Raw genomic sequence first — 20,724 nt, forward strand, 5'->3', positions numbered from 1 at the left:
CCGGCCAGGGGTAGCTTAGGTTAGCCTAACCTTGCTTGCTAGACCCTGGAGGGGGCGGTCATGCCCACAAGACCCGTCCGTGCGTTCGCCGTCGCCCTGCTGGCGGCCCTGCTGGGGGCGCTGCTCCCGGCCACCGCCGCCCGGGCGGGCACCGTACAGGGGGGTCGGCTGGACTGGGGCATCAAATCGTCCTTCCAGAGTTATGTCACCGGCCCGGTGGCGAAAGGCAGTTTCAAGCTGAAGAGCGGGGCCGCCACCGTCGGCGGAAGCCTGTTCCGCTTCCACACGGCGACCGGCTCCTACGACCCGGACTCCGGCGCCTTCGAGGCCTCGTACTCGGGCGGGGTGACCTTCCAGGGCCACCAGAAGCCGGACGGCGTCTACGAGCTGGACATGACCGTCAGCCGTCCCACCGTCAGGATCAACGGCGGCAGCGGCACCCTGTACGCGGACGTCTCCAGCAAGGCCAAGGACACCGGCGCGGTCAGCAGCCAGTCCCAGGTGCCGTTCGCGACCCTCGGCCTCGGCGGCGTCGACATGAAGGGCGGCGCCGGTCCGCTGACCCTCACCAACATCCCGGCCACCCTCACCGAACAGGGCGCCAGGGCCTTCGCCGGCTACTACGCGGCCGGCGCGCAGCTCGACCCCGTCTCGCTCTCGGCCGACGTCAAGACCGCCCCGGCCGCGGGAAGCGAGCAGCCTTCGCAGTCGCCGAGCGCGCGGCCGAGCGCGTCCGCCGAGGCCCCGCAGGCGCCGGGCGCCTTCGCCGACGCCGCCGTCGACTGGGGGGTGCGCCGCACCTTCCGCGAATACGTCACCGGATCCGTCGGCCAGGGCAAGTGGACCCTCGCCGAAGGTGCCTTGGACGGCGGCGCGCTGTTCCGCTTCCCGCAGGGCAAGGGCGCGTACGACGGCGCGAAAGGCACCCTGGACGCCGCCTTCGCCGGCACCGTCCACTTCACCGGCGCCCACCTGGACCTGAAACTCGGCGCGGTGCGCGTCACGGTGGAGAACGGCAAGGGCGTCCTGTCCGCCGACGTCACCGCGGGCGGTGCGACGAAGAACGCCGTCGCGCTGGTGGAGTTTGACGCCAAGGCCCTGAAGACCGAGGGCGGCCTCGCCACCCTGACCGAAGCCCCCGCCACCCTCACCGAGGGCGGCTCCCAGGCCTTCAACGCGATGTACAAGCCGGGCACCGAGATGGACCCCGTCTCGCTCGCGATCGCCCTCGACGCCGGCGCGAAGCTGCCCACGCTGCCCGACATGGGCTCCACGGCCGCGCCCTCACCCGCGCCCGCCGCCTCGTCCGAGGCGGTCGCCAAGGCCGGGAAGTCCTCGAACACCGGGATGTACATCGCCCTGGCCGTGGCCGTGCTGGTGCTCGCCGGCGGCGCTGTCTTCCTCGTGATCCGCAAGCGCCGTGCGGCGGCCGAAGCCCCGTAGCCGCACCCCTTCCCCTCCCCCTTCTTCCTCCCCCGTCTCCCTCTTCCCAGGAGTTCTCAGCCATGTCGTCCCACCGCCGTCCGATCGCCTTCGCGGCCGCCGTCCTCACCGCCGCCGCTCTCGGCGCCACCGCCCTGGTCCTGCCCGCGTCGGCGGCGGACGGCCCACCGGCCGCCCCGGTGAAGATCGTCGGAGGCACCCTCGACTGGGGTGTGCTCGCGAGCTACCGCGCCTACGTGACCGGCATGGCCAAGGGCACCATCACCGTGGCGGACGGCGCCACGCAGAACGAGGACGGCAGCCTGCGGTTCGGCGAGCCGACCGGACAGTACGAGCCGGCCGCCGGTCACGTCGTGAAGGCGGCCTTCAAGGGCAGCGTCACCTTCTCCTCGCCCGCCCCGCCGGCCGGCCACGGGTTCGAGGTCAAGCTCTCGGACTTCCGCATGGACACCGGGACCAAGAAGCTCACCGCGGACGTCACCAAGGGCGGAGCCACGGCCCAGGACGTGCCGCTGGCCGCGGTGGCCTTCGCCGGCCAGTCGATGACCGGCCTGGCGACCACGCTCACCAGGGAAGCCGCGGACGCGCTCGGTTCGGCCTCGTACGAGAACAAGGCGGGCGACCCGCTCACCGCGAAGCTGGAGTTCGAGAAGCCCGCCCCGCCGGTGCCGACCCCGACCACCCCGACGCCGACCCCGACCCCGACCCCGACTCCGACGAAGACGGCGACCCCCACCACGAATCCCACGGCCCCGGCCGACGGCCCGCAGAAGATCCTCAGCGCCAAACTGACGTGGGGCGTGAAGGAGTCCTTCCGCAAGTACGTCCTGAGCGCGGGCTCGATCACCCCGGCCGGCGGCGCCGCCAAGAACGGCGAGCTCTTCGACTTCGCCTTCGGCAAGGGCGAACTCGACGCGAAGAAGCAGACGCTGGACGCCTCCTTCGAGGGCAATCTCCGCTTCCAGTACGCGGCCCACGGCCTCGACATGACCTTCGGCAACCTCCGCGTCGCCGCCACCGGCAAGACCGGCACCCTCTACGTGGATGTCAAGAACGCCTCGGGCAGCAGGACGGCCGTCCCCTTCGCCACGCTCGACCTGTCGAAGACGGACTACAAGACCAAGGACGGCGTCCTGGCGCTCAACGCGGTTCCGGCGGCCTTCACCGCCGAGGGCGCGGCCTCCTTCGCCAACGACACCACCGGCTCGATGTACAAGGCCGGAGACGCCATCGACCCGCTCACCCTCTCTGTGGCGGTGGACAAGGACGCCACCCTCCCGGCCGGCGGCGGCATCAGCACGACCGGCACGGGCGGCACGACGGGCACGGGCGGTACGGGAGCCACCGCCGCCACCGTCGGCGGCAGCCTCGCCGCCACCGGCGCCGAGATCCCCGCCGGGGCCCTGCTCGGCACCTCCGGCGCCGTGATCGCGGCCGGCGCCGGCGCCGTCCACCTCGCCCGCAGGCGGCGTACGCCCCAGCGCTGAGCCGTGCTTGAATGCCCGGGTGAACGATCTCGACGTGTTGAAGGTCTTCTGCGCGGGTGACGGCCGGCACGGCAACCTGCTCGGTGTCGTACGCGACGGCCGGGCCTTCCCCGACGACGCGTCGCGGCAGGCCCTGGCCGCCGAACTCGGCTACAGCGAGACGGTGTTCGTCGACGATCCCGAGCGCGGGATCGTCGACATCCGCACCCCCGGCACACGGATGTCCTTCGCCGGGCACCCGCTGGTCGGGCTCGCCTGGCTGCTGGACATCGAGGAGCTCCAGCCGCCGGCCGGCGCCGTATGGGCCCGTGACGACGGGGAGTTCACCTGGATCACGGCCCGCCCCGAGTGGGTCGAGGGCAAGCGCACGGAGCAGTACGGATCCGTCGCCGAGGTGGAGGCGCTGCCTGCCCCGCCGCCGGGCGAGGGCTGGCTGTACGCGTGGGCCTGGGAGGACGAGACCGCCGGACGGGTACGGGCCCGCGGCTTTCCGCGCCGGGCCGACGGGGTCATCGCCGAGGACGAGGCCACCGGCTCGGCGGCGATCCTGCTCACGGCACAGCTGAACCGCGCCCTGAACATCACCCAGGGCGCGGGCTCCCAGATCCTCACCGCCCCCGGCCCCGACGGCACCGTGGAGATCGGCGGCCGCGTCCGCTTCGCCCCGGGCAATTTCAGCCCCGCCGGCGAGGCTGGGCTCAGGGCTACGCGCTGAGCGGGAACTGCTCGCCCAGCTCGCGGAAGACCGCGCCGTTGAAGTCGAAGGCGCGCTTGCACTCGTCGACGATCCGCTGCTTCTCCAGGTCGTCGGCGGCGATCGCGTCCAGCAGTTCGCGGTAGGTCCGCTTGAAGGCCGCCGGGTTGGAGATGTCCGCGAAGACGTAGAAGCGGACGCCGTCGCCCTTGCGCGCGAAGCCCCAGGTGCGCTCCGCCTTGTCGCGGATGATCTGGCCGCCCGACAGGTCGCCCAGGTAGCGGGTGTAGTGGTGGGCGACGTAGCCGCCCGGCCACTCGGCCGCGCACTGGGCCACCCGGGCGGCGTAGGCCTCGGTCGCGGGCAGCGCCGCCACGCCCTCGCGCCAGTCCGGACCCAGCAGATGTGCGAGGTCGCGCTCGATCTCGGCGACGCGCATCAGCTCGGGCTGGATGAACGGGCCGGCCACCGGGTCCTCCCGGAGGGAGCCGGCGGCGTCCTCCAGGGCCCGGTACACGAACCAGAGCTGCTCGGTGTAGCGCGTGTACGCGTCCACGCCGAGCCGGCCGCCCAGCAGGTCGCTCATGAAGGTCGACGTCTCCGCCTCGGTGTGCTGCTCGTGCGAAGCGACGCGGATGACCGTAGAGAAGGCGTCCAAGACGGACCTCCAGGGAAGGGGGAACAGACGTGGCGGCGCGCCCGCCACGTCCGATCTTCCTACTTAGGTATGCCTAAGTCAATGAGTTCCCGACGGCCTGTCGGTAAAAAGTCACTTCTCCGGGCAGAGCTACGGCAGCGTGAGGATCTCCGCCCCGCTGTCGGTCACCACCAGGGTGTGCTCGAACTGCGCCGTCCGCTTGCGGTCCTTCGTGACGACCGTCCAGCCGTCCTCCCACATGTCGTACTCGTGGGTCCCCAGGGTCAGCATCGGCTCGATGGTGAAGGTCATCCCGGGCTCGATGACGGTGGTCGCGTGCGGGCTGTCGTAGTGCGGGATGATCAGGCCGGAGTGGAAGGACGAGTTGATGCCGTGGCCGGTGAAGTCCCGGACCACGCCGTAGCCGAAGCGCTTCGCGTACGACTCGATGACCCGGCCGATGATGTTGACCTGGCGGCCCGGCTTGACGGCCTTGACGGCACGGTTCAGGGCCTCCCGGGTGCGTTCCACCAGGAGCCGCGACTCCTCGTCCACCTCCCCGCACAGGTACGTGGCGTTGTTGTCGCCGTGCACGCCGCCGATGTACGCGGTCACGTCGAGGTTCACGATGTCGCCGTCGCGCAGCACGGTGGAGTCCGGGATGCCGTGACAGATGACCTCGTTCACCGAGGAGCACAGCGACTTCGGGAAGCCCCGGTAGCCCAGCGTCGACGGGTAGGCGCCGTGGTCGCACATGTACGCGTGCGCGACCCGGTCCAGCTCGTCGGTGGTCACCCCCGGCGCGATCAGCTTGGCGGCCTCCTCCATCGCCTGGGCGGCGATCCGGCCGGCGATGCGCATGGCCTCGATGGTCTCGGCCGACTGCACCTCCGGTCCGGTGTACGGGGTGGGTGCGGGCTTGCCCACGTACTCGGGACGGCGGATGTTTCCGGGAACGGAACGGACGGGAGAGAGCTCGCCTGGTACGAGCAGCGACTGGCCAGACATGCAAGCGAGTGTATCCAGCGGGGATGGGGCAGCATGGCGGCAGAGAGCGCGGTAGCGGCGGTATCGAGAGGAGCCCGACAGCGATGGCCCTGTTCAAGAAGCGCCAGGTGGGCAAACCGGGCGAGTGGTACTACTGCCTGGTCCACCAGAAGGTCGAAGAAGGCCCCGAGTGCCCTGCCAAGGACCGCTTCGGCCCGTACGAGACCCGCGAGGAGGCGGCCCGCGCCATGGAGACGGCGCAGGAGCGCAATCTCGAATGGCAGAACGACCCCAAGTGGAACGACAAGACCCGTGAAGGGGAAGAGGGCGGCGCGGGCCAGGCTGCTCCCTAGCCTGTCCTGCGGGCGGCCTACCAGCGGCTGGGCGGCGGCGCGGCCAGCTGGTCGGCCAGCCGCGCCAGCCGGTCCCGGAAGCGGCGCGGCCCGCGCTGCACCGGCAGGCTGTTCTCCCCGGCCGCCGCGCTGACCAGGTGCTGCACGGTGTCCAGGTCCATCCCCCGGCTGCCGGTGGGAGGCGCCCCCACCGCGCAGGCCTCCGGCACCGAGAGCGACTCGTGCGCGAGCGTGCCCAGATCCGGATCCCCGCCGTCGAGGGACAGTACGGTCGCCCCCGCGCGCCGGGCGTCGTGGACCCGCTCCAGCAGCCCCTCGCCCGGCTCCTCGGGAGCCACCACCAGCAGCGTGTGCCCGCGCCGGGCCGCCTCCAGCCTGCCCAGCCCCACCGACAGGTGCGGCGGTTCCCCCGGCCGCACCCGGTGCCGTACGAGGGTGGGCGCCAGCTCCGGCAGCCCCGACCAGGCGGCCTCGTCCACCAGGTGCGCCGCCAGGTGCCAGGGCTCGTACCGCTCGGTCCCCACGAGCAGCAGGTTCCCGCCGGCCGGTACGACCGAGCGCCGCAGCGAGCCGGCGAAGCGGCGCGCGGCGCCGGGCCACTCCGTACCGGCGAGGACCTCGCGCAGCAGCGCGACTCTCACGGCATCCATGGCGGCATCCTGCCGTATGAAACGGACAGAGGGGAGCGCTTCCCTCCTCTTCGACCTTGGTCTACTCGGCAGTACCCTCGCCCCCATGACTTCCTCAGACAGCAGCACGCAGAAGCCGCCGGCCAAGGACCCCTGGGACCTCCCGGACGTCTCCGGCCTCGTCGTCGGCGTCCTCGGCGGCACCGGCGACCAGGGCCGCGGCCTCGCCTACCGGCTCGCCCGGGCCGGGCAGAAGGTGATCATCGGCTCCCGCGCCGCCGACCGCGCGCACACCGCCGCCGGGGAACTGGGCCTCGGGGTGGAGGGCGCGGACAACGCCGAGTGCGCGCGCCGCAGCGACATCGTGATCATCGCGGTGCCGTGGGAGGGCCACGCCAAGACCCTCGAGGCGCTGCGCGAGGACCTCGCGGGCAAGCTCGTCGTGGACTGCGTCAACCCGCTGGGCTTCGACAAGCAGGGCGCCTACGCCCTCCGGGTCGAGGAGGGCAGCGCCGCCCAGCAGGCCGCGGCCCTGCTCCCGGACTCCCGCGTCACCGCGGCCTTCCACCACCTCTCGGCGGTCCTGCTCCAGGACGAGTCGATCGAGGAGATCGACACCGACGTGATGGTCCTCGGCGAATCCCGCGCGGACACCGACCTCGTCCAGGCCCTCGCCTCCCGCATCCCGGGCATGCGCGGCGTCTTCGCGGGCCGCCTGCGCAACGCCCACCAGGTCGAATCCCTGGTAGCCAACCTCATCTCGACGAACCGCCGCTACAAGGCCCACGCGGGCCTGCGCATCACGGACGTCTGACCCGGCCGGGCCGGGCGGTGTCCGGCCGTCCTTACGGGAACACTGCGGGGCATGGGGGACACTGGTGGGGCTCGGCCCCGTTCAGTGTTTTCGAGGAGCTCTTCCCATGCCCCGCCTTGCCGTCTTCGCCGTTGTCGTCTGCGTCCTTGCCGTGGCCGCGGCCGTTGTCGCCTTCGTGGAGGGCAGCTTCATCGGGATCGTCTGGGTGCTGCTGGCGGGCCTCACGTCCAACATGGCCTGGTACTACTTCCGCAAGGCGAAGGCCGACAAGGCAGCGCGCGCTTCCTAGTCCCGCTTCCCAGTCCCGCTTCCCAGTCCCGCTTCCTAGTCCTGCGGGACCGTGCAGACGCCGTTGCCCTCCTGCCAGAAGCGGTAGAGGTCGCGGCCGCAGTACGTCTCCAGGTCCGACACGCCGAGGCCCGACAGGATGTCGCGCACCACGTCGAAGAAGAACGTGTTGACCTCGGGTATCCACAGCAGCGCGAACACCGCGATCAGGCCGAACGGTGCCAGCGGCGCCATCTCGCGGCGCACCTTGTACGAGAGCCACGGCTCGATCACCCCGTAGCCGTCCAGGCCCGGCACCGGGAGGAAGTTCAGGATCGCCGCCGAGACCTGGAGCAGGGCGAGGAAGGCGAGCGCGTAGCGGAAGGCGAGCGGGACGCCGTCCAGGGCGTCCAGCCAGAACGGGGCCGTGCACACCAGGGCGAAGGCCACGTTGGTCAGCGGGCCCGCCGCCGAGATCAGGCTGTGCTTCCAGCGGCCCTGGATGCGGTCGCGCTCGATGTACACCGCGCCGCCCGGCAGGCCCAGACCGCCCAGGATCACGAAGATCACCGGCAGTACGATGCTGAGCAGCGCGTGCGTGTACTTGAGCGGATTCAGCGTCAGGTAGCCCTTGGCGCCCACCGAGAGGTCGCCGCCGTGCAGGGCGGTGCGGGCGTGCGCGTACTCGTGCAGGCAGAGGGAAACCACCCACGCAGAGGTCACGAAGAGGAACACGGCGAGCCCGGTGCTCGTCGAGTACCCCGTCCACACGGCCCAGCCGGTGACCGCCATGACGGCCGCGATGCCGAGGAATACGGAACTGATCCGCCGCTCACCGCGGCTGCCCTGATGACCCATGCCGCGAAACCTATCCCGGCCGCGGGATGGAAATAAGGTCGGGGCCGGGCGCCCGTCCGGCGACAATGGGCCGGTGCGTTACGCGATTCTCGGGACGACCCAGGCCATACGCGACGACGGGACCCCCGTCGCCGTGGGCGGAGCGCGCCTGCGGGCGCTGCTGACCGCGCTCGCGCTGCGGCCCGGCCGGGCGGTGCCGTCGCACCTGCTGGTCGCCGAGGTGTGGGACGGCGACCAGCCGGCCGACGCGCCGGCCGCCCTCCAGGCGCTGGTCGCGCGGCTGCGGCGGGCGCTGGGGCACGCGGCCGTGCGCTCCGCGGAGGGCGGCTACCTGCTGACCGCCGACCGCGAGGACATCGACCTGTACCGCTTCGAGCGGCTGGCCCGCTCCGGGGCAGTGGCCCTGGAGAGCGGGGACCCGGCCAAGGCCGCGGCCCTGTACGAGGAGGGGCTCGCCCTGTGGCGCGGGCCCGCCCTGGCGGACCTCCCCGACCCGGCCGCGGAGTCCGCGCGCTGGGACGCCGTACGGATGGACGCGCGCCGGGGCCGGCTCGCCGCGGCCCTGGCCCTGGGCGCGGCGGAGCAGGCGCTGCCGGAGCTGACCGCGCTGTGCGCGCAGCAGCCGCTGGACGAGCCCCTGCAGGCCCTGCGCATCCGGGCGCTGCGCGACGCGGGCCGCGCGGCGGAGGCCCTGGAGGCGTACGACACCGTCCGCCGGGACCTGGCCGCCCGCCTGGGCACGGACCCGGGCCCCGCGCTGCGCGCCCTCCACTCGGAGCTTCTCGCCGGGGCGGACGCGCCGCCCGCCACCGCACCTCCCAGACCCGCCCCCGCCGCCCCGGCCCCACAGCCCGGCCAGGGGAACCTGCGGGCCCGGCTCACCACCTTCGTCGGGCGGGAGGACGACATCCGCGTCATCGGCGACGACCTCGCCCGCGCCCGGCTCGTCACCCTGCTCGGGCCCGGCGGGGCCGGCAAGACCCGGCTCTCCCAGGAGGCCGCCGAGGCGCAGGACGCGGGCGGCTGGCCCGACGGGGTGTGGCTCGTCGAGCTGGCTCCCGTGGACGACCCGGAGGACGTCGCCGAGGCCGTACTCGCCGCGCTCGGGGCGCGGGAGACCAAGCTGCGCGGCGCCGCCGCCGAGGAACTGCGGGCACTGACCGAGCGCGCCGGGGACAACCCCCTCGACCGCCTCGCCGAGCACTGCGCGCGGCGCAGGCTCCTACTGCTGCTCGACAACTGCGAGCACGTCGTCGAGGCGGCCGCCGAGCTCGCCGAGCGGCTCCTCACCCACTGCCCCGGCGTCCGGATCCTGGCCACCAGCCGCGAACCCCTCGGCGTGCCGGGGGAGACGCTGCGCCCGGTGGAGCCGCTGCCCGACCCGGTCGCGCTGCGGCTCCTCGCCGACCGCGGCGCCGCCGCCCACGCCGGGTTCACCGTGGCCCAGGACCCGGCCGCCTGCGCCGAGATCTGCCGCCGCCTCGACGGCCTGCCGCTGGCCATCGAACTGGCCGCGGCCCGGCTGCGGCTGCTCACCCCGCGCCAGATCGCCGACCGCCTCGACGACCGGTTCCGGCTGCTGACCGGCGGCAGCCGGACCCTGCTGCCCCGGCAGCAGACCCTGCGCGCCGTCGTCGACTGGTCCTGGGAGCTGCTGGAGGAGCCCGAACGCACCGTCCTGCGCCGGCTGTCCGTCTTCGCGGGCGGCTGCGACCTCGCCGCCGCCGAGACGGTGTGCGCCGAAGGAGTCCTCGACGTCGCCGACACCCTCGGCTCCCTCGTCGACAAGTCCCTCGTCGTGGCCGCCCCCGGACCCGACGGCTCCGGCATGCGCTACCGCCTGCTGGAGACGGTCGGCGAGTACGCCGCCGAGCGCCTGGCCGAGGCCGGCCACGACCGGCAGGACACCGAGCGCCGCCACCTCGTCCACTACCGCGAGCTCGCCCGCACCAGCGAGCCGCTGCTCCGCGGCCACGGCCAGCGGGCGGCCGCCGACCGGCTCGCCACGGAGTACGAGAACGTCCGTACCGCCCTGCGCCGGGCCGTCGCCGCCCGCGACGCCGACGAGGTGCTCTGCCTCATCCACTCGCTGGGCTGGTACTGGCACATGCACGACCTGCGCGCCGAGTCCCGGCACTGGTCCGACGCGGCCGCGACCCTGGGCCCCGACCCGTTCGCCGGGCCCGTGGTCCCGGCGGAGCCGGTGTACGAGCGGCTCGTCGACACGCCCCCGCCCTACAGCGGCGAACCGCTCACCGAGGCCTGGCGCGCCGTCCACCTGGTCCGGCTGTCCTCCCGCGACCAGACCAACGGCAGCTGGAACAGCCCGGAGGTCCGCGCCCAGGTCGACGGGGTGATCGCCACCTACCGCCCCGGACTCCCGCAGACCTGCCGGACCCCCGCCTCCCTCTGGATCTACGCCGTCATGATCGCGGGCGATCCCGGACGGCTCCAGCGGGTCATCGAGGCGACCGTCGACACCGCCCGCGCGCTCGGCTACCGCTGGGAGCTGGCCTCCGCCCTCCAGCTGCGGGCCAACATCCTCGCCAACCGGGCCGACTGGGCCGGCGACGCCTCCCGCGACGCCGACGAGAGCCTGGCCCTGTTCCGTGAGCTCGGCGACGCCTGGGGCTGCGCCGAGGCGCTCTCCGCCCGCGCCGAGTCCCGGGAGAAGCGGGGCGAATACGTCCTGGCCGCCCGGGACTTCCGTGAGGCGATCGCGTACGCCGAGCGCCTGGGCGCCAAGGCGCAGGTGACGGTCCTGCGCGTACGGATGGCCGGGACCCTCACCGAGAGCGGCCGGATCGAGGAGGCCGAGGAGATCCTCACCGAGATCGTCGCCACGGTGCAGCAGTACGGCAACGAGGCCATGCCCGCCGCCCGGATGTTCCTGGCGGGCATCCTCGGCCGCACCGGCCGGATCCCGGAGGCCCGCGCCCAGCTGCAGGCGCTGCGGGAGGAGTTCGCCTTCGGCGCGTTCGCCATCTTCGACGGGTTCCTGCTCGGCACGCTGGCCTGGCTGGCGAACCAGGAGGGCGCGTACGAGGAGGCGCTCGCCCTGCTGCGCCAGGCCATGGGGACCGTCCAGGATCCGCTCGCGCGGATGGTGGCACCGCAGATGCCGGCGGTCTACCTGATGACCGCGGCGCTCTCCCTGGTTTCGCTCGGCGGCCCGCGGCGGGAGTACGACGCCGCCCGGCTGCTCGGCGCCTACCGGAGGCTGCTGCCGCCCGGGCACTTCCCCGTCACCACGGAACGCGAGGATTCCGCCCGGGCCGAGGAGCTGGCGCGGGCGGCGCTCGGCGACGCCGCCTACGAGGCGGCGTACGCCGAAGGCGGCGGCCTCACCCTGGAGGAGGCCACCGCCCTCATCTGACCCGGCCCCCGGCCGGAGCCCGTCCGGGACGCGATCCGGAACGGACCGGTCCGCGGATCAGGTCTTCTGGCGGAACTTGCGCACCGCGAGCGGCATGGTGACCGCCGTGATGGCGAGCGACCAGGCCAGGGTCATCCACACCGAGTTGCCGACGGGAGACCCGTTGATCAGGGCGCGCGCCGCGTCGGCCAGGTTGGACAGCGGGTTGTAGTCCGTGAACGTCTGCAGCCAGCCGGGCATGGTGGACGGCTTGGCGAAGATCGAGCTGCCGAACTGCAGCGGCATCAGGACCAGCATCGCCATGCCCTGGACCGCCTGCGCGGTCTTCATCGTCAGACCCAGGAGGATGAAGATCCACATCAGCGAGGCGCCGAAGACGAGCGACAGGCCGATGGCGAAGAACAGGTCCAGCACCGAGCCCTGGATCGACAGGCCGAGGATGAAGCCCACGCACAGCAGGATGGCGATGGCGACCATCATCCGGCCGATCTCGACGACGATCTTGGCGAGCAGCACTGACGAGCGGGCGATCGGCATGGACCGGAAGCGGTCCATCACGCCCTTCTTGAAGTCGTCGTTGACCCCGGTGCCCACCGCCATGGCGATGTTCATGCCCATCATGGCCATCAGGCCCGGGATCAGGTAGCTCACGTACGCGCCCTGGTTGCCCTTGCCGGCGACGGCGCCGCCGAAGACGAACACGAACAGCAGCGTGAAGATGATCGGCATGAACAGGACGTCGAACATCGACTCGGGGTCCTGCTTGATCTGCAGTGCGTTGCGGCGCACCAGGGCGCCGATGTGCCGCAGGTTGGCCCGCAGGCCGATCCGGCCCTCTCCTTGCCCATCGGCCACCGAGGCACGGCCGGGGGCGGTGGGGGCGGGCTTCGTCGTGGTTACGGTGCTCATGCCGCGACCTCCTCGGTCATCTCGGTGGGCTTCTGGCCGGTGATCGACAGGAACACCTCGTCCAGGCTGGGCAGGTAGGTGCCGAGGTCGGCGATCGCGTACCCGCGGGCGGCCAGCAGGCCGACCACGGCGGTCAGCTGCTCGTCGCTCAGGATCGGGACCAGCAGGACGCCCTCGTCCGGCACCGCCTGGGAGCCGGCCACGCCGTCGAGCCCGGCCTCGGCCAGCGAGCGGGCCATGCCCGGCAGGTCGGAGGAGTCCACCGGGCGGATCTTCAGGGTGCGGCCGCCGACCCGGGCCTTCAGCTCGTCGACCTTGCCGTTGGCGATGACCTTGCCGCGGTCGATGACCGTCAGCTCGCTGGCGAGCTGCTCGGCCTCCTCCATGTACTGGGTGGTGAGCAGCACGGTGGCGCCCTCGGCGACCAGACGCTGGACCTCGTCCCAGACCTCGTTGCGGGTACGGGGGTCCAGACCGGTGGTCGGCTCGTCCAGGTACAGGACGGCCGGGTTGCCGATCAGCGAGGCCGCCAGGTCGAGGCGGCGGCGCATACCGCCCGAGTAGTTCATGGCGGCCTTCTTCGCCGCCTCGGTCAGGGAGAACCGCTCCAGCATCTCGTCCGCGCGGGTCCGGGCGTCCTTGCGGGACAGGTCGAGCAGCCGCCCGATCATGTAGAGGTTCTCCCAGCCGGAGAGCTTCTCGTCGACCGAGGCGTACTGGCCGGTCAGGCCGATGGTGCGGCGCAGCTGCCGCGGCTGGCGGACCACGTCGTAGCCGGCGACGGTCGCGGTCCCGGCGTCCGGGATGATCAGGGTGGACAGGCAGCGCACCAGGGTGGTCTTGCCGGCTCCGTTGGGTCCGAGGACCCCGAGGACCGTGCCCTCGCGGACGTCCAGGTCGACACCGTCCAGGGCCTTGGTCTCGCCGTAGTGCTTCACCAGCCCCCGTACTTCCACGGCGTGGGGGTTCTTGTCGTTTCGCGTCATGTCCACCATGGGACCAGCCGCCACTGACAAAGCACCGACAGCCGACCGACAGTGGACCGACGGGCAGCCGACAGGCAGCCGACGGCCCGCCGGTATCGCGTCGGCGGGCCGTCGGGAACGCGCTACCCGATCAGTGGAAGGCGTGCTCCGCCTGCGGGAACGTTCCGCCCACCACGTCCTCGGCGAAGGCCTTCGCCGCGTCGTTCATGGTCTGGCGCAGGTTCGCGTACTGCTTCACGAACTTCGGCATCTTCCCGCCGGTCAGACCCATCATGTCGGTCCACACCAGCACCTGCGCGTCGCACTCCGAGCCCGCGCCGATGCCGACCGTCGGGATGTGCAGGGACCGGGTGACCTCGGCGGCCAGCTCGGCCGGAACCAGCTCCAGCACCACCGCGAAGGCTCCCGCGTCCTGCGCCGCCTTGGCGTCCCGCAGCAGCTGGTGCGCGGCCTCGTCGCCACGGCCCTGCACGCGGTAGCCCATGGCGTTGACCGACTGCGGGGTCAGGCCCAGGTGGGACATGACCGGGATGCCGGCCTGCACGATCAGCTCGGTCTGGTGCAGCGAGCGCTCGCCGCCCTCCAGCTTCACCGCTCCGACGCCGGCCTCCTTGACGAGGCGGGTGGCACTGCGCAGCGCCTGCACGGCGCCTTCCTGGTACGAGCCGAACGGCATGTCGCCGATGACGAGGGCGCGGCTCGTGCCCCGTACGACGGCTGCCGACAGCATGGTCATCTGGTCCATCGTGACCGGAACGGTGGTCTCGTAGCCCAGGTGGCAGTTGCCCATGGAGTCGCCGACGAGGATCGCCGGGATGCCGGCCTCGTCGAAGACGGACGCGGTCATCGCGTCGTAAGCGGTGAGCATGGGCCACTTCTCGCCGCGTTCCTTGGCGAGGGTCAGGTCGCGGATGGTGATGCGCCGGGTGCCCGTGCCTCCGTACAGGGTGGGGGAGCCCGACGGAGATGCTGCTGCGGGTTCGCGGGCAGGCGAAACGGCATGCGTCATTGCAACTGCTCCTTGTGTCATCTCGAGGCGCCCTTACGGCGTCCCCGGACTTACCCACCATCGTCGCATCCGCGCGGCCCGCGGCGGAAGTGGTGCGGGGCGCGGGCGCGGCCGCACGAGGGCGGCGCGAGGCCCGCACGACACCCCCTCGGCCCAATGTGCGCGTTTCGTGACAAGCGGAACCCCTGGCGTACGGCCGTTCGTCCTCCGGGGCGAACGGCCGCGACAGGCGGTCGTGACGTAGCGCACGGAAGGCTCCGTACATCGCCTAGGGTCAAGAGGCGGGGACGGAGCGCGAGCACGGCAGTGAGGGCAGCGGCATGGCACAGGCGTACATGACGGAAAAGGGAAACGGCGGCTCGGAGCCCGAGCCCTCCGAATCCCGCTTCCGACGCCGGCTGGCCGAACTGAGAGGTGACCGGGGAATCTGGCGGCGCGGGCTGGTGCTGGCCGCGATCTCCGTACTGATCGCGCTGATCATGATCTTCCACGCGCAGGTACCCAATGACGTGGGCAACCTCGGCAGCCTCACGGAGACCTTCCTGCCCTGGCTGGGCCTGGCCGTCCCGGTGCTGCTGGCCGCCGCGGTGTTCCGCCGGTCGGCGACCGCGCTCATCGCGATACTGCTGACGGCCGTGGTCTGGACGAACCTGTTCGGCGGTCTGGTCACCGACAAGTCCGGCTCCGGCGGCAACCTGATGGTCGCCACCCACAACGTGGACGCCGACAACGCCGACCCGCGCGGAACCGCCGAGTCCGTGGCGAAGTCGGGGGCCGACGTGCTGGCCCTGACCGAGCTCAAGGGGAGCGTCGTCCCCGTCTACGAGAAGGCCCTGGCGGGCGCGTACAAGTACCACTCGGTCGAGGGCACGGTCGGCGTGTGGAGCAGGTACCCGCTGACCGCCAGCAGCCCCGTGGACATCAAGATGGGCTGGACCCGGTCCATGCGCACCACCGTGGACACCCCGCAGGGTCAGGTCGCCGTCTTCGTCGCCCACCTGCCCTCGGTACGGGTCAAGCTGAACGCGGGCTTCACCGCCAACCAGCGCGACAACAGCGCCGACGCACTGGGCGCCGCGCTCGCCGCCGAACCGCTGAAGAAGGTCATCCTGCTCGGCGACCTCAACGGCACCATGAACGACCGCGCCCTGTCCGAGGTCACCTCGCAGATGCGCTCCACGCAGGGCGCCGCGGGCGACGGCTTCGGCTTCAGCTGGCCCGCCCAGTTCCCGATGGCCCGGATCGACCAGATCATGGTCCGCGGGATCAAGCCGGACGCCTCCTGGACCCTCCCGCGCACGAGCAGCGACCACCTGCCGATCGCCGCGCGGCTGACGGTGTAGGGGTGCCCCCGCGGCCGCGGGGACACCCGCACGAGCCGAGTGCGGCGGTCAGGCGTGCTCGCGCCAGCCGTTCGTGATGGGCAGCCGGCGGTCCTTGCCGAAGCCCTTCGCGGAGATCTTCGTGCCCGGCGGGTACTGGCGGCGCTTGTACTCCGCCGTGTCCACCATCCGCAGGGTCCTGGCGACCAGCTCGCGGTCGAAGCCCGCCCCGACGATCTCCTCCAGGCCCTGGTCGCGGTCCACGTACAGGGCCAGGATCGCGTCCAGCACCGGGTAGTCCGGCAGCGAGTCCGTGTCCACCTGGCCCGGGCGCAGCTCGGCGCTCGGCGGCTTCACGATCGAGTTCTCCGGGATCGGCGGGATCTCGCCGCGCTCGGCCGCGGCCCGGTTGCGGTACTGCGCGAGCCGGAAGACGTCCGACTTGTACACGTCCTTGATCGGGCCGTACGCGCCCACCGAGTCCCCGTAGAGCGTGGAGTAGCCGACGGCCAGCTCCGACTTGTTGCCCGGGGCCAGCACGATGTGGCCCTCCTGGTTGGAGACCGCCATCAGCATGGTGCCGCGCAGCCGGGACTGGAGGTTCTCCTCGGCGAGGCCGGTGAGGCCCAGCGAGCCCATGTACGCGTCGAACATCGGCTCGATCGGCACGGTGCGGAATTTCAGACCGGTGCGCTCGGCCAGATCGGCCGCGTCGCCCCTGGAGTGGTCCGAGGAGTACTTCGAGGGCATCGAGATGCCGTGGACGTTCTGCGCGCCGATGGCATCGCAGGCGATCGCGGCGACCAGGGCGGAGTCGATGCCGCCGGAGAGACCGATCAGGACGGAGCGGAACCCGTTCTTCCTGACGTACGCGCGCAGGCCCACGACCAGCGCGTCGTAGATCTCCTCGTCATCGTCGAGGCGGTCGGCGTACCCGCCGGGGACGACCGGCTCGTACGGCTCCACCGGCTCCTCGGACAGGACCACCCGGTCGATGCGCAGCCCGTCGTCCACCACGCCCTCGGGGGCCTCGGCCTGCGCGGCGGGCAGGTCGAGGTCGACGAGCACGCAGCCCTCGGAGAACTGCGGGGCGCGGGCGATGACCTCGCCGCTGCCGTCGACGACGATCGAGTCCCCGTCGAAGACGAGCTCGTCCTGGCCGCCGATCATCGCCACGTAGGCGAGGGTGCAGCCGGCCTCCTGCGCCCGCTTCCGGACCAGTTCGAGGCGCAGGTCGTCCTTGTTGCGCTCGTACGGGGAGGCGTTGATGGAGATCAGCAGTCCGGCCCCGGCGGACCGGGTGGCCGGGACGCGGCCGCCCTCCTGCCAGAGGTCCTCGCAGATGGCCAGGGCCACGTCGATGCCGCGGACCCGGACGACCGGCTGGGTGTCGCCCGGCACGAAGTACCGGAACTCGTCGAACACGCCGTAGTTGGGGAGGTGGTGCTTGGCGAAGCGCAGCACAACCTCGCCGCGGTGCAGCACGGCGGCCGCGTTCTCCGGGGAGCCGGCCGGGCGGCCGAGCCGCGGCGCCGCCTTCTCCGTGCGGTCGAGGTAGCCGACGACGACCGGCAGCTCGCCGAGCCCCTCGTCCGCCAGCCGCCGCGCGAGCTCGCGCAGGCCGGTGCGGGAGGCCTCGACGAAGGACTCGCGCAGGGCGAGGTCCTCGACGGGGTACCCGGTCAGCACCATCTCCGGGAACGCCACGAGATGGGCGCCCTGCTCGGCGGAGTGCCGGGTCCAGTGGACGACCGAGTCCGCGTTGGCGGCGATGTTGCCGACGTGCGAGTCGATCTGATTCAGAGCGAGACGTAGTTGAGGCACGGGCCCAGTCTAATCGTCTTTCTGACGCGATGTCCTGGGCCCCGCCTGATTTCCGCTCCGGAGCGCCGGGTCAGGTGACGGGACCGGCGTACTTCACGTCCGCGAGCCTGGTGCCGGCGGAGATGTCCGCGCTGATGCTCGAGGTGCCCTCGGGGACCTCGAACGCCACGACCCCGCTGGCGGACTCGCCGGGCAGGATGGAGCCCCTGATCATCTTCGGGACGCCGCCGCCGGTGCCGCCGCTGTCGAAGACCATCTCGGCGGTCATGCCCTTGTCGTCGCGGACGTTGGGCACGGCGTAGATCACCTCGTGCGGCTCGGTCGAGCCGTTGGTGATGGTGACGGTGATCTGGATCGCGTTCTTCACCCGCTCGCGGGCGATGATGCCCTTCGGCTGGTACTTCTTCGGCGCCGAGAGGCTCACCTTGACGCCGTTGTCGTACGTGAAGGTCTCGCCGAACGGCAGCGCGCTGGTCAGGCCCGGAACCTTGGAGGGCGTGGGCGAGGGCTTCGGCCAGGGCTTCGGCGAGAAGGTCGGCGAGGAGTCGGGGTAGGGGATCAGCTCGCGCTCGTGCCGGTCGAGGCCGCGCCCGGCCCGGTCGGCGGCCTTCTCCACGACGAGGGCGGTGAGGAAGACCCCGCCGACGGCGGCGCCGAGACCGAGTACGCCGAGGACGGTTCCGGTGACGGCCATCGCCTTGCGCGGGGCGCCGTTGGAGGAGCGCACCAGCGCGCCGATGCCCAGGCCCAGGGCGGTCGCGGCGAGGATGGCGCCGGCCCAGAAGAAGAAGGGGACGAGGCCGAGCAGGATGCCGGTGATGCCGACGACCAGGGCGGCGACGGCCAGACCGTTGGTGGCCGGGGCGACCTGCGGGTACCCCTGGTACGGGACCCCGCCGAAGCCGGGTCCGGGCTGGGCCCACGGATTGCCGGGGCCGCCGGGGCCGCCGGGGCCGCCGGGGCCGAATCCGGGGCCGAAGCCGGGACCGGCCGCGGGGCCCGTCGGGCGAGCCGGGGGAGCGGGCGCATCCGGGGAGGGCGGGGCGAACGGGTTCTGTGTGAACGGGTTCTGCGCGGGCGACGGCTCTTCGGGCGACGGCTCTTCGGGCGACGGGGGCTGTGCGGGCGACGGGCTCTTCTCGAGCGACGGCTTCTTCTCGAGCGACGGCGGCTGCGTGGGTGCCGGGGCCTGCGCGGGCGGCCCGGTTACCGGGGCCGCCTCGGGTATGGGCGTGCCGGCCGGTTCCGTCGGCGGGCCGTTCGGGGTGCTGGGCGGGTTCGGCGGGGTGCTCATACCGGCGGGGGCGTCCTTATGTCGCAGCAGTCGTGATCACCGCAAGAGTGCCACGCCCCCGCCCGGCCCCCGCCGGGTTTTCCCTCGACGGCCGCCTACAGCTGGTAGCCGAGCACGGTCATCATCCCGGACTCCGAGTGGTAGACGTTGTGGCAGTGCGTCATCCACAGCCCCGGGTTGTCCGCGTCGAAGTCGGCCGTCAGCCTCCCGCCCGGCAGCAGGATCGCGGTGTCCTTGCGGGCGCCGCCCGCCTCGCCGCCCAGCGCGAAGGTGTGCCCGTGCAGGTGGACCGGATGCCACATCGGCGTCGCGTTGCGGAACTCCAGGCGGACCCGCTCGCCCGCCTTCACCGGATGCCGCTGGTCCGGTGTGTAGGGCTTGCCGTCGAAGGCCCAGTTGTACCGGGACATCGATCCGGTCAGCCGGATCTGGACCGTCCGGTCCGGCTCGCGCGGGGCCAGCGCCGCGGATTCGGCGGGCTTGAGCGCGTCCGCCATCAGCGGGAGCCCGTCCAGCTCGGCGGGGCGGGTCGCGGCGGTGGGCGCCGTCCCCGTACCGGTGCGCAGTACCGCGAGCGCCGACTGCCCCTTGCCCTCGGCCAGCGCGGTCAGCGGGAACACCCCGTCCTGCGCGGTGACCAGTACGTCGTACCGCTCGCCCATGGCCAGCAGCAGCGAGCCCGTCTTCGCGTGCTCCACCGGGAAGCCGTCCGTGTGGGTGACCGTCAGTTCGTGGCCGCCGAGGGCGATCCGGAAGGCGGTGTCCCCGCCCGCGTTGATCAGGCGCAGCCGGATCCGGTCGCCGGGGCGGGCGGTGAAGACCGACGGGTCGTCCGCGACCTTGCCGTTGATCAGGTAGTGGGGGTAGGCGACATCGCCGGCTTCCTTGCCGAGGACGTCGCTGTCGGCGCCCACGAGCAGGCGCGAGGGCCCGCTGCCGGCGGTCGGCTGGGCGTGGGCGGCGTGGGCGGAGTCGCCCTGGCCCTTGCGGAGTTCGGCGAGGACGGCGTCCGGGGTGGCGCCGTCGACCCCGTCGATCCAGTCGTCCAGCACCACCACCCACTCCTTGTCGTAGGAGAGGGGCTCCTTCGGGTCCTCGACGATGAGCGGGGCGTACAGGCCGCGGTCCTGCTGGACACCGGTGTGGGGGTGGAACCAGTACGTCCCCGGCTCCGTGACGGCGAACCGGTACGCGAACGAGCCGCCCGGGGCGATGTCCCGCTGGGTCAGCCCGGGCACCCCGTCCATGTCGTTGCGCAGCGCGAGGCCGTGCCAGTGCAGGGAGGTGGCCTCGGGCAGGTTGTTGGCCAGGGTGAGGGCGAGGGTGCCGCCCGCCGTGACCCGCACCTCCTTGCCGGGCAGCCGGTCCCCGTACGCCCAGGAGCGGACGGTGTGCCCGCCGCCGAGGTCGAGCGGGGTGGCGGTGGCGGTGAGCTTGACCTCGGTGAGCGGCCCGGTGGCCTTGCGGGCGGCCTCGGCGGCCTTGACCTCCGGCCCGGCGGGGTCGACGTACCCCTCGGGTCCGTCGGCGGCGGAGCCGCCGTGGTGCATGGAGCCGTGGCGGCCCTGGCCGGCCTGCCCGCCGTGGCCGGAGTCCGGTCCGGGAGGGCGGGCACAGGCGGAGATCAGCCCTGAACCGGCACCGGTGACGGCGACGGCGGCGGATGCACCGAGCAGGGCGCGACGGGTCGGAAGAGAGCGCATGGGAGCACCTAACGGTCGGGTGTTGCCGCGCCCCCGAGCGGCGCGGCGGCTCGCCGGGAACTGCACGTCAGGCGGGGACGTTACCCGGGGTGGGTATCCGATCGGAGGACCGACGCTGCATTTGCATAGGAT

General features: G+C 72.4%; 18 protein-coding genes. 8 read left to right on the forward strand and 10 right to left on the reverse strand.

What is annotated here, in order from left to right:
- Window positions 1-60: 60 nt before the first annotated feature.
- From OHA89_RS25735 to OHA89_RS25745, 3 genes are all read left to right on the forward strand, one after another.
- The gene (locus OHA89_RS25735; protein ID WP_406367210.1) at window positions 61-1,443 is read left to right on the forward strand and encodes an HtaA domain-containing protein; all 1,383 of its coding nucleotides are present in this window, start codon (window positions 61-63) and stop codon (window positions 1,441-1,443) included.
- 62 nt (window positions 1,444-1,505) lie between these two features.
- Complete coding sequence (locus tag OHA89_RS25740) at window positions 1,506-2,930, forward strand: HtaA domain-containing protein (protein WP_406367211.1); 1,425 nt, start codon at window positions 1,506-1,508, stop codon at window positions 2,928-2,930.
- A gap of 19 nt (window positions 2,931-2,949) precedes the next feature.
- Window positions 2,950-3,645, forward strand: coding sequence for a PhzF family phenazine biosynthesis protein (locus OHA89_RS25745; RefSeq protein WP_215140701.1), 696 nt, complete (start codon window positions 2,950-2,952; stop codon window positions 3,643-3,645).
- On the opposite strand, the gene OHA89_RS25750 is transcribed toward OHA89_RS25745, so the two are convergent.
- Window positions 3,635-4,282: a heme oxygenase (biliverdin-producing) gene (locus tag OHA89_RS25750; RefSeq protein WP_215140700.1), complete on the reverse strand. Its 648-nt coding sequence runs from the start codon at window positions 4,280-4,282 to the stop codon at window positions 3,635-3,637. The two genes, OHA89_RS25745 and OHA89_RS25750, sit on opposite strands and share 11 nt — an antisense overlap.
- Before the next feature lie 129 nt (window positions 4,283-4,411).
- Window positions 4,412-5,269, reverse strand: coding sequence for a type I methionyl aminopeptidase (gene map / locus OHA89_RS25755; RefSeq protein WP_257556582.1), 858 nt, complete (start codon window positions 5,267-5,269; stop codon window positions 4,412-4,414).
- 83 nt (window positions 5,270-5,352) lie between these two features.
- On the opposite strand from map, the gene OHA89_RS25760 reads away from it, so the two are divergent.
- Window positions 5,353-5,601, forward strand: a complete 249-nt coding sequence (locus OHA89_RS25760) for a hypothetical protein (protein ID WP_257556583.1) — start codon at window positions 5,353-5,355, stop codon at window positions 5,599-5,601.
- Between the two features lie 17 nt (window positions 5,602-5,618).
- On the opposite strand, the gene OHA89_RS25765 is transcribed toward OHA89_RS25760, so the two are convergent.
- The gene (locus tag OHA89_RS25765; protein ID WP_266609954.1) at window positions 5,619-6,251 is read right to left on the reverse strand and encodes a hypothetical protein; all 633 of its coding nucleotides are present in this window, start codon (window positions 6,249-6,251) and stop codon (window positions 5,619-5,621) included.
- Between the two features lie 85 nt (window positions 6,252-6,336).
- Between OHA89_RS25765 and npdG the strand changes: the two genes are divergently transcribed.
- On the forward strand, window positions 6,337-7,044 hold the full coding sequence (gene npdG, locus OHA89_RS25770; protein WP_215140696.1) for an NADPH-dependent F420 reductase: 708 nt from the start codon (window positions 6,337-6,339) through the stop codon (window positions 7,042-7,044).
- A gap of 106 nt (window positions 7,045-7,150) precedes the next feature.
- Entirely contained in the window at window positions 7,151-7,333 is a 183-nt protein-coding gene (locus OHA89_RS25775) for a hypothetical protein (protein WP_215140695.1), read from the forward strand.
- 35 nt (window positions 7,334-7,368) lie between these two features.
- Here the strand turns inward: OHA89_RS25775 and OHA89_RS25780 are convergent, their stop codons facing one another.
- Window positions 7,369-8,169, reverse strand: coding sequence for a site-2 protease family protein (locus OHA89_RS25780; protein ID WP_406367212.1), 801 nt, complete (start codon window positions 8,167-8,169; stop codon window positions 7,369-7,371).
- A gap of 73 nt (window positions 8,170-8,242) precedes the next feature.
- On the opposite strand from OHA89_RS25780, the gene OHA89_RS25785 reads away from it, so the two are divergent.
- On the forward strand, window positions 8,243-11,545 hold the full coding sequence (locus OHA89_RS25785) for an ATP-binding protein (protein ID WP_406367213.1): 3,303 nt from the start codon (window positions 8,243-8,245) through the stop codon (window positions 11,543-11,545).
- Window positions 11,546-11,602: 57 nt separating this feature from the next.
- Here OHA89_RS25785 and OHA89_RS25790 read toward each other — a convergent pair whose 3' ends face one another.
- From OHA89_RS25790 to panB, 3 genes are all read right to left on the reverse strand, one after another.
- Window positions 11,603-12,454, reverse strand: a complete 852-nt coding sequence (locus OHA89_RS25790; RefSeq protein WP_257556586.1) for an ABC transporter permease — start codon at window positions 12,452-12,454, stop codon at window positions 11,603-11,605.
- Window positions 12,451-13,449, reverse strand: coding sequence for an ATP-binding cassette domain-containing protein (locus OHA89_RS25795; protein ID WP_215140691.1), 999 nt, complete (start codon window positions 13,447-13,449; stop codon window positions 12,451-12,453). Before OHA89_RS25795 ends, OHA89_RS25790 begins: the two co-directional genes overlap by 4 nt.
- 121 nt (window positions 13,450-13,570) lie before the next feature.
- On the reverse strand, window positions 13,571-14,449 hold the full coding sequence (gene panB / locus OHA89_RS25800; protein WP_406367214.1) for a 3-methyl-2-oxobutanoate hydroxymethyltransferase: 879 nt from the start codon (window positions 14,447-14,449) through the stop codon (window positions 13,571-13,573).
- 320 nt (window positions 14,450-14,769) lie between these two features.
- On the opposite strand from panB, the gene OHA89_RS25805 reads away from it, so the two are divergent.
- The gene (locus tag OHA89_RS25805; protein WP_257556588.1) at window positions 14,770-15,792 is read left to right on the forward strand and encodes an endonuclease/exonuclease/phosphatase family protein; all 1,023 of its coding nucleotides are present in this window, start codon (window positions 14,770-14,772) and stop codon (window positions 15,790-15,792) included.
- 48 nt (window positions 15,793-15,840) lie between these two features.
- On the opposite strand, the gene OHA89_RS25810 is transcribed toward OHA89_RS25805, so the two are convergent.
- The 3 genes from OHA89_RS25810 to OHA89_RS25820 form a co-directional block, all read right to left on the reverse strand.
- On the reverse strand, window positions 15,841-17,595 hold the full coding sequence (locus tag OHA89_RS25810) for an NAD+ synthase (RefSeq protein WP_266609961.1): 1,755 nt from the start codon (window positions 17,593-17,595) through the stop codon (window positions 15,841-15,843).
- 70 nt (window positions 17,596-17,665) lie between these two features.
- The gene (locus OHA89_RS25815) at window positions 17,666-18,889 is read right to left on the reverse strand and encodes a DUF4190 domain-containing protein (protein ID WP_406367215.1); all 1,224 of its coding nucleotides are present in this window, start codon (window positions 18,887-18,889) and stop codon (window positions 17,666-17,668) included.
- Between the two features lie 95 nt (window positions 18,890-18,984).
- Window positions 18,985-20,592 carry a multicopper oxidase family protein gene (locus OHA89_RS25820; protein WP_266609965.1) on the reverse strand — a complete coding sequence of 536 codons (1,608 nt, stop codon included), beginning with the start codon at window positions 20,590-20,592 and terminating at the stop codon, window positions 18,985-18,987.
- Between the last annotated feature and the right edge of the window lie 132 nt (window positions 20,593-20,724).

Source organism: Streptomyces sp. NBC_01546, from assembly GCF_045208355.1.
GTDB lineage: Bacteria > Actinomycetota > Actinomycetes > Streptomycetales > Streptomycetaceae > Streptomyces.

What these genes read in the sequence shown, in the direction of transcription:
- OHA89_RS25735 (WP_406367210.1), top strand. Translation starts at nt 61, where the DNA reads ATGCCCACAAGACCCGTCCGTGCGTTCGCCGTCGCCCTGCTGGCGGCC.
- OHA89_RS25740 (WP_406367211.1), top strand. Translation starts at nt 1,506, where the DNA reads ATGTCGTCCCACCGCCGTCCGATCGCCTTCGCGGCCGCCGTCCTCACC.
- map (WP_257556582.1), bottom strand. Translation starts at nt 5,269, where the DNA reads ATGTCTGGCCAGTCGCTGCTCGTACCAGGCGAGCTCTCTCCCGTCCGT.
- OHA89_RS25760 (WP_257556583.1), top strand. Translation starts at nt 5,353, where the DNA reads ATGGCCCTGTTCAAGAAGCGCCAGGTGGGCAAACCGGGCGAGTGGTAC.
- OHA89_RS25765 (WP_266609954.1), bottom strand. Translation starts at nt 6,251, where the DNA reads ATGGATGCCGTGAGAGTCGCGCTGCTGCGCGAGGTCCTCGCCGGTACG.
- npdG (WP_215140696.1), top strand. Translation starts at nt 6,337, where the DNA reads ATGACTTCCTCAGACAGCAGCACGCAGAAGCCGCCGGCCAAGGACCCC.
- OHA89_RS25775 (WP_215140695.1), top strand. Translation starts at nt 7,151, where the DNA reads ATGCCCCGCCTTGCCGTCTTCGCCGTTGTCGTCTGCGTCCTTGCCGTG.
- OHA89_RS25780 (WP_406367212.1), bottom strand. Translation starts at nt 8,169, where the DNA reads ATGGGTCATCAGGGCAGCCGCGGTGAGCGGCGGATCAGTTCCGTATTC.
- OHA89_RS25790 (WP_257556586.1), bottom strand. Translation starts at nt 12,454, where the DNA reads ATGAGCACCGTAACCACGACGAAGCCCGCCCCCACCGCCCCCGGCCGT.
- OHA89_RS25795 (WP_215140691.1), bottom strand. Translation starts at nt 13,449, where the DNA reads ATGGTGGACATGACGCGAAACGACAAGAACCCCCACGCCGTGGAAGTA.
- panB (WP_406367214.1), bottom strand. Translation starts at nt 14,449, where the DNA reads ATGACGCATGCCGTTTCGCCTGCCCGCGAACCCGCAGCAGCATCTCCG.
- OHA89_RS25805 (WP_257556588.1), top strand. Translation starts at nt 14,770, where the DNA reads ATGGCACAGGCGTACATGACGGAAAAGGGAAACGGCGGCTCGGAGCCC.
- OHA89_RS25815 (WP_406367215.1), bottom strand. Translation starts at nt 18,889, where the DNA reads ATGAGCACCCCGCCGAACCCGCCCAGCACCCCGAACGGCCCGCCGACG.
- OHA89_RS25820 (WP_266609965.1), bottom strand. Translation starts at nt 20,592, where the DNA reads ATGCGCTCTCTTCCGACCCGTCGCGCCCTGCTCGGTGCATCCGCCGCC.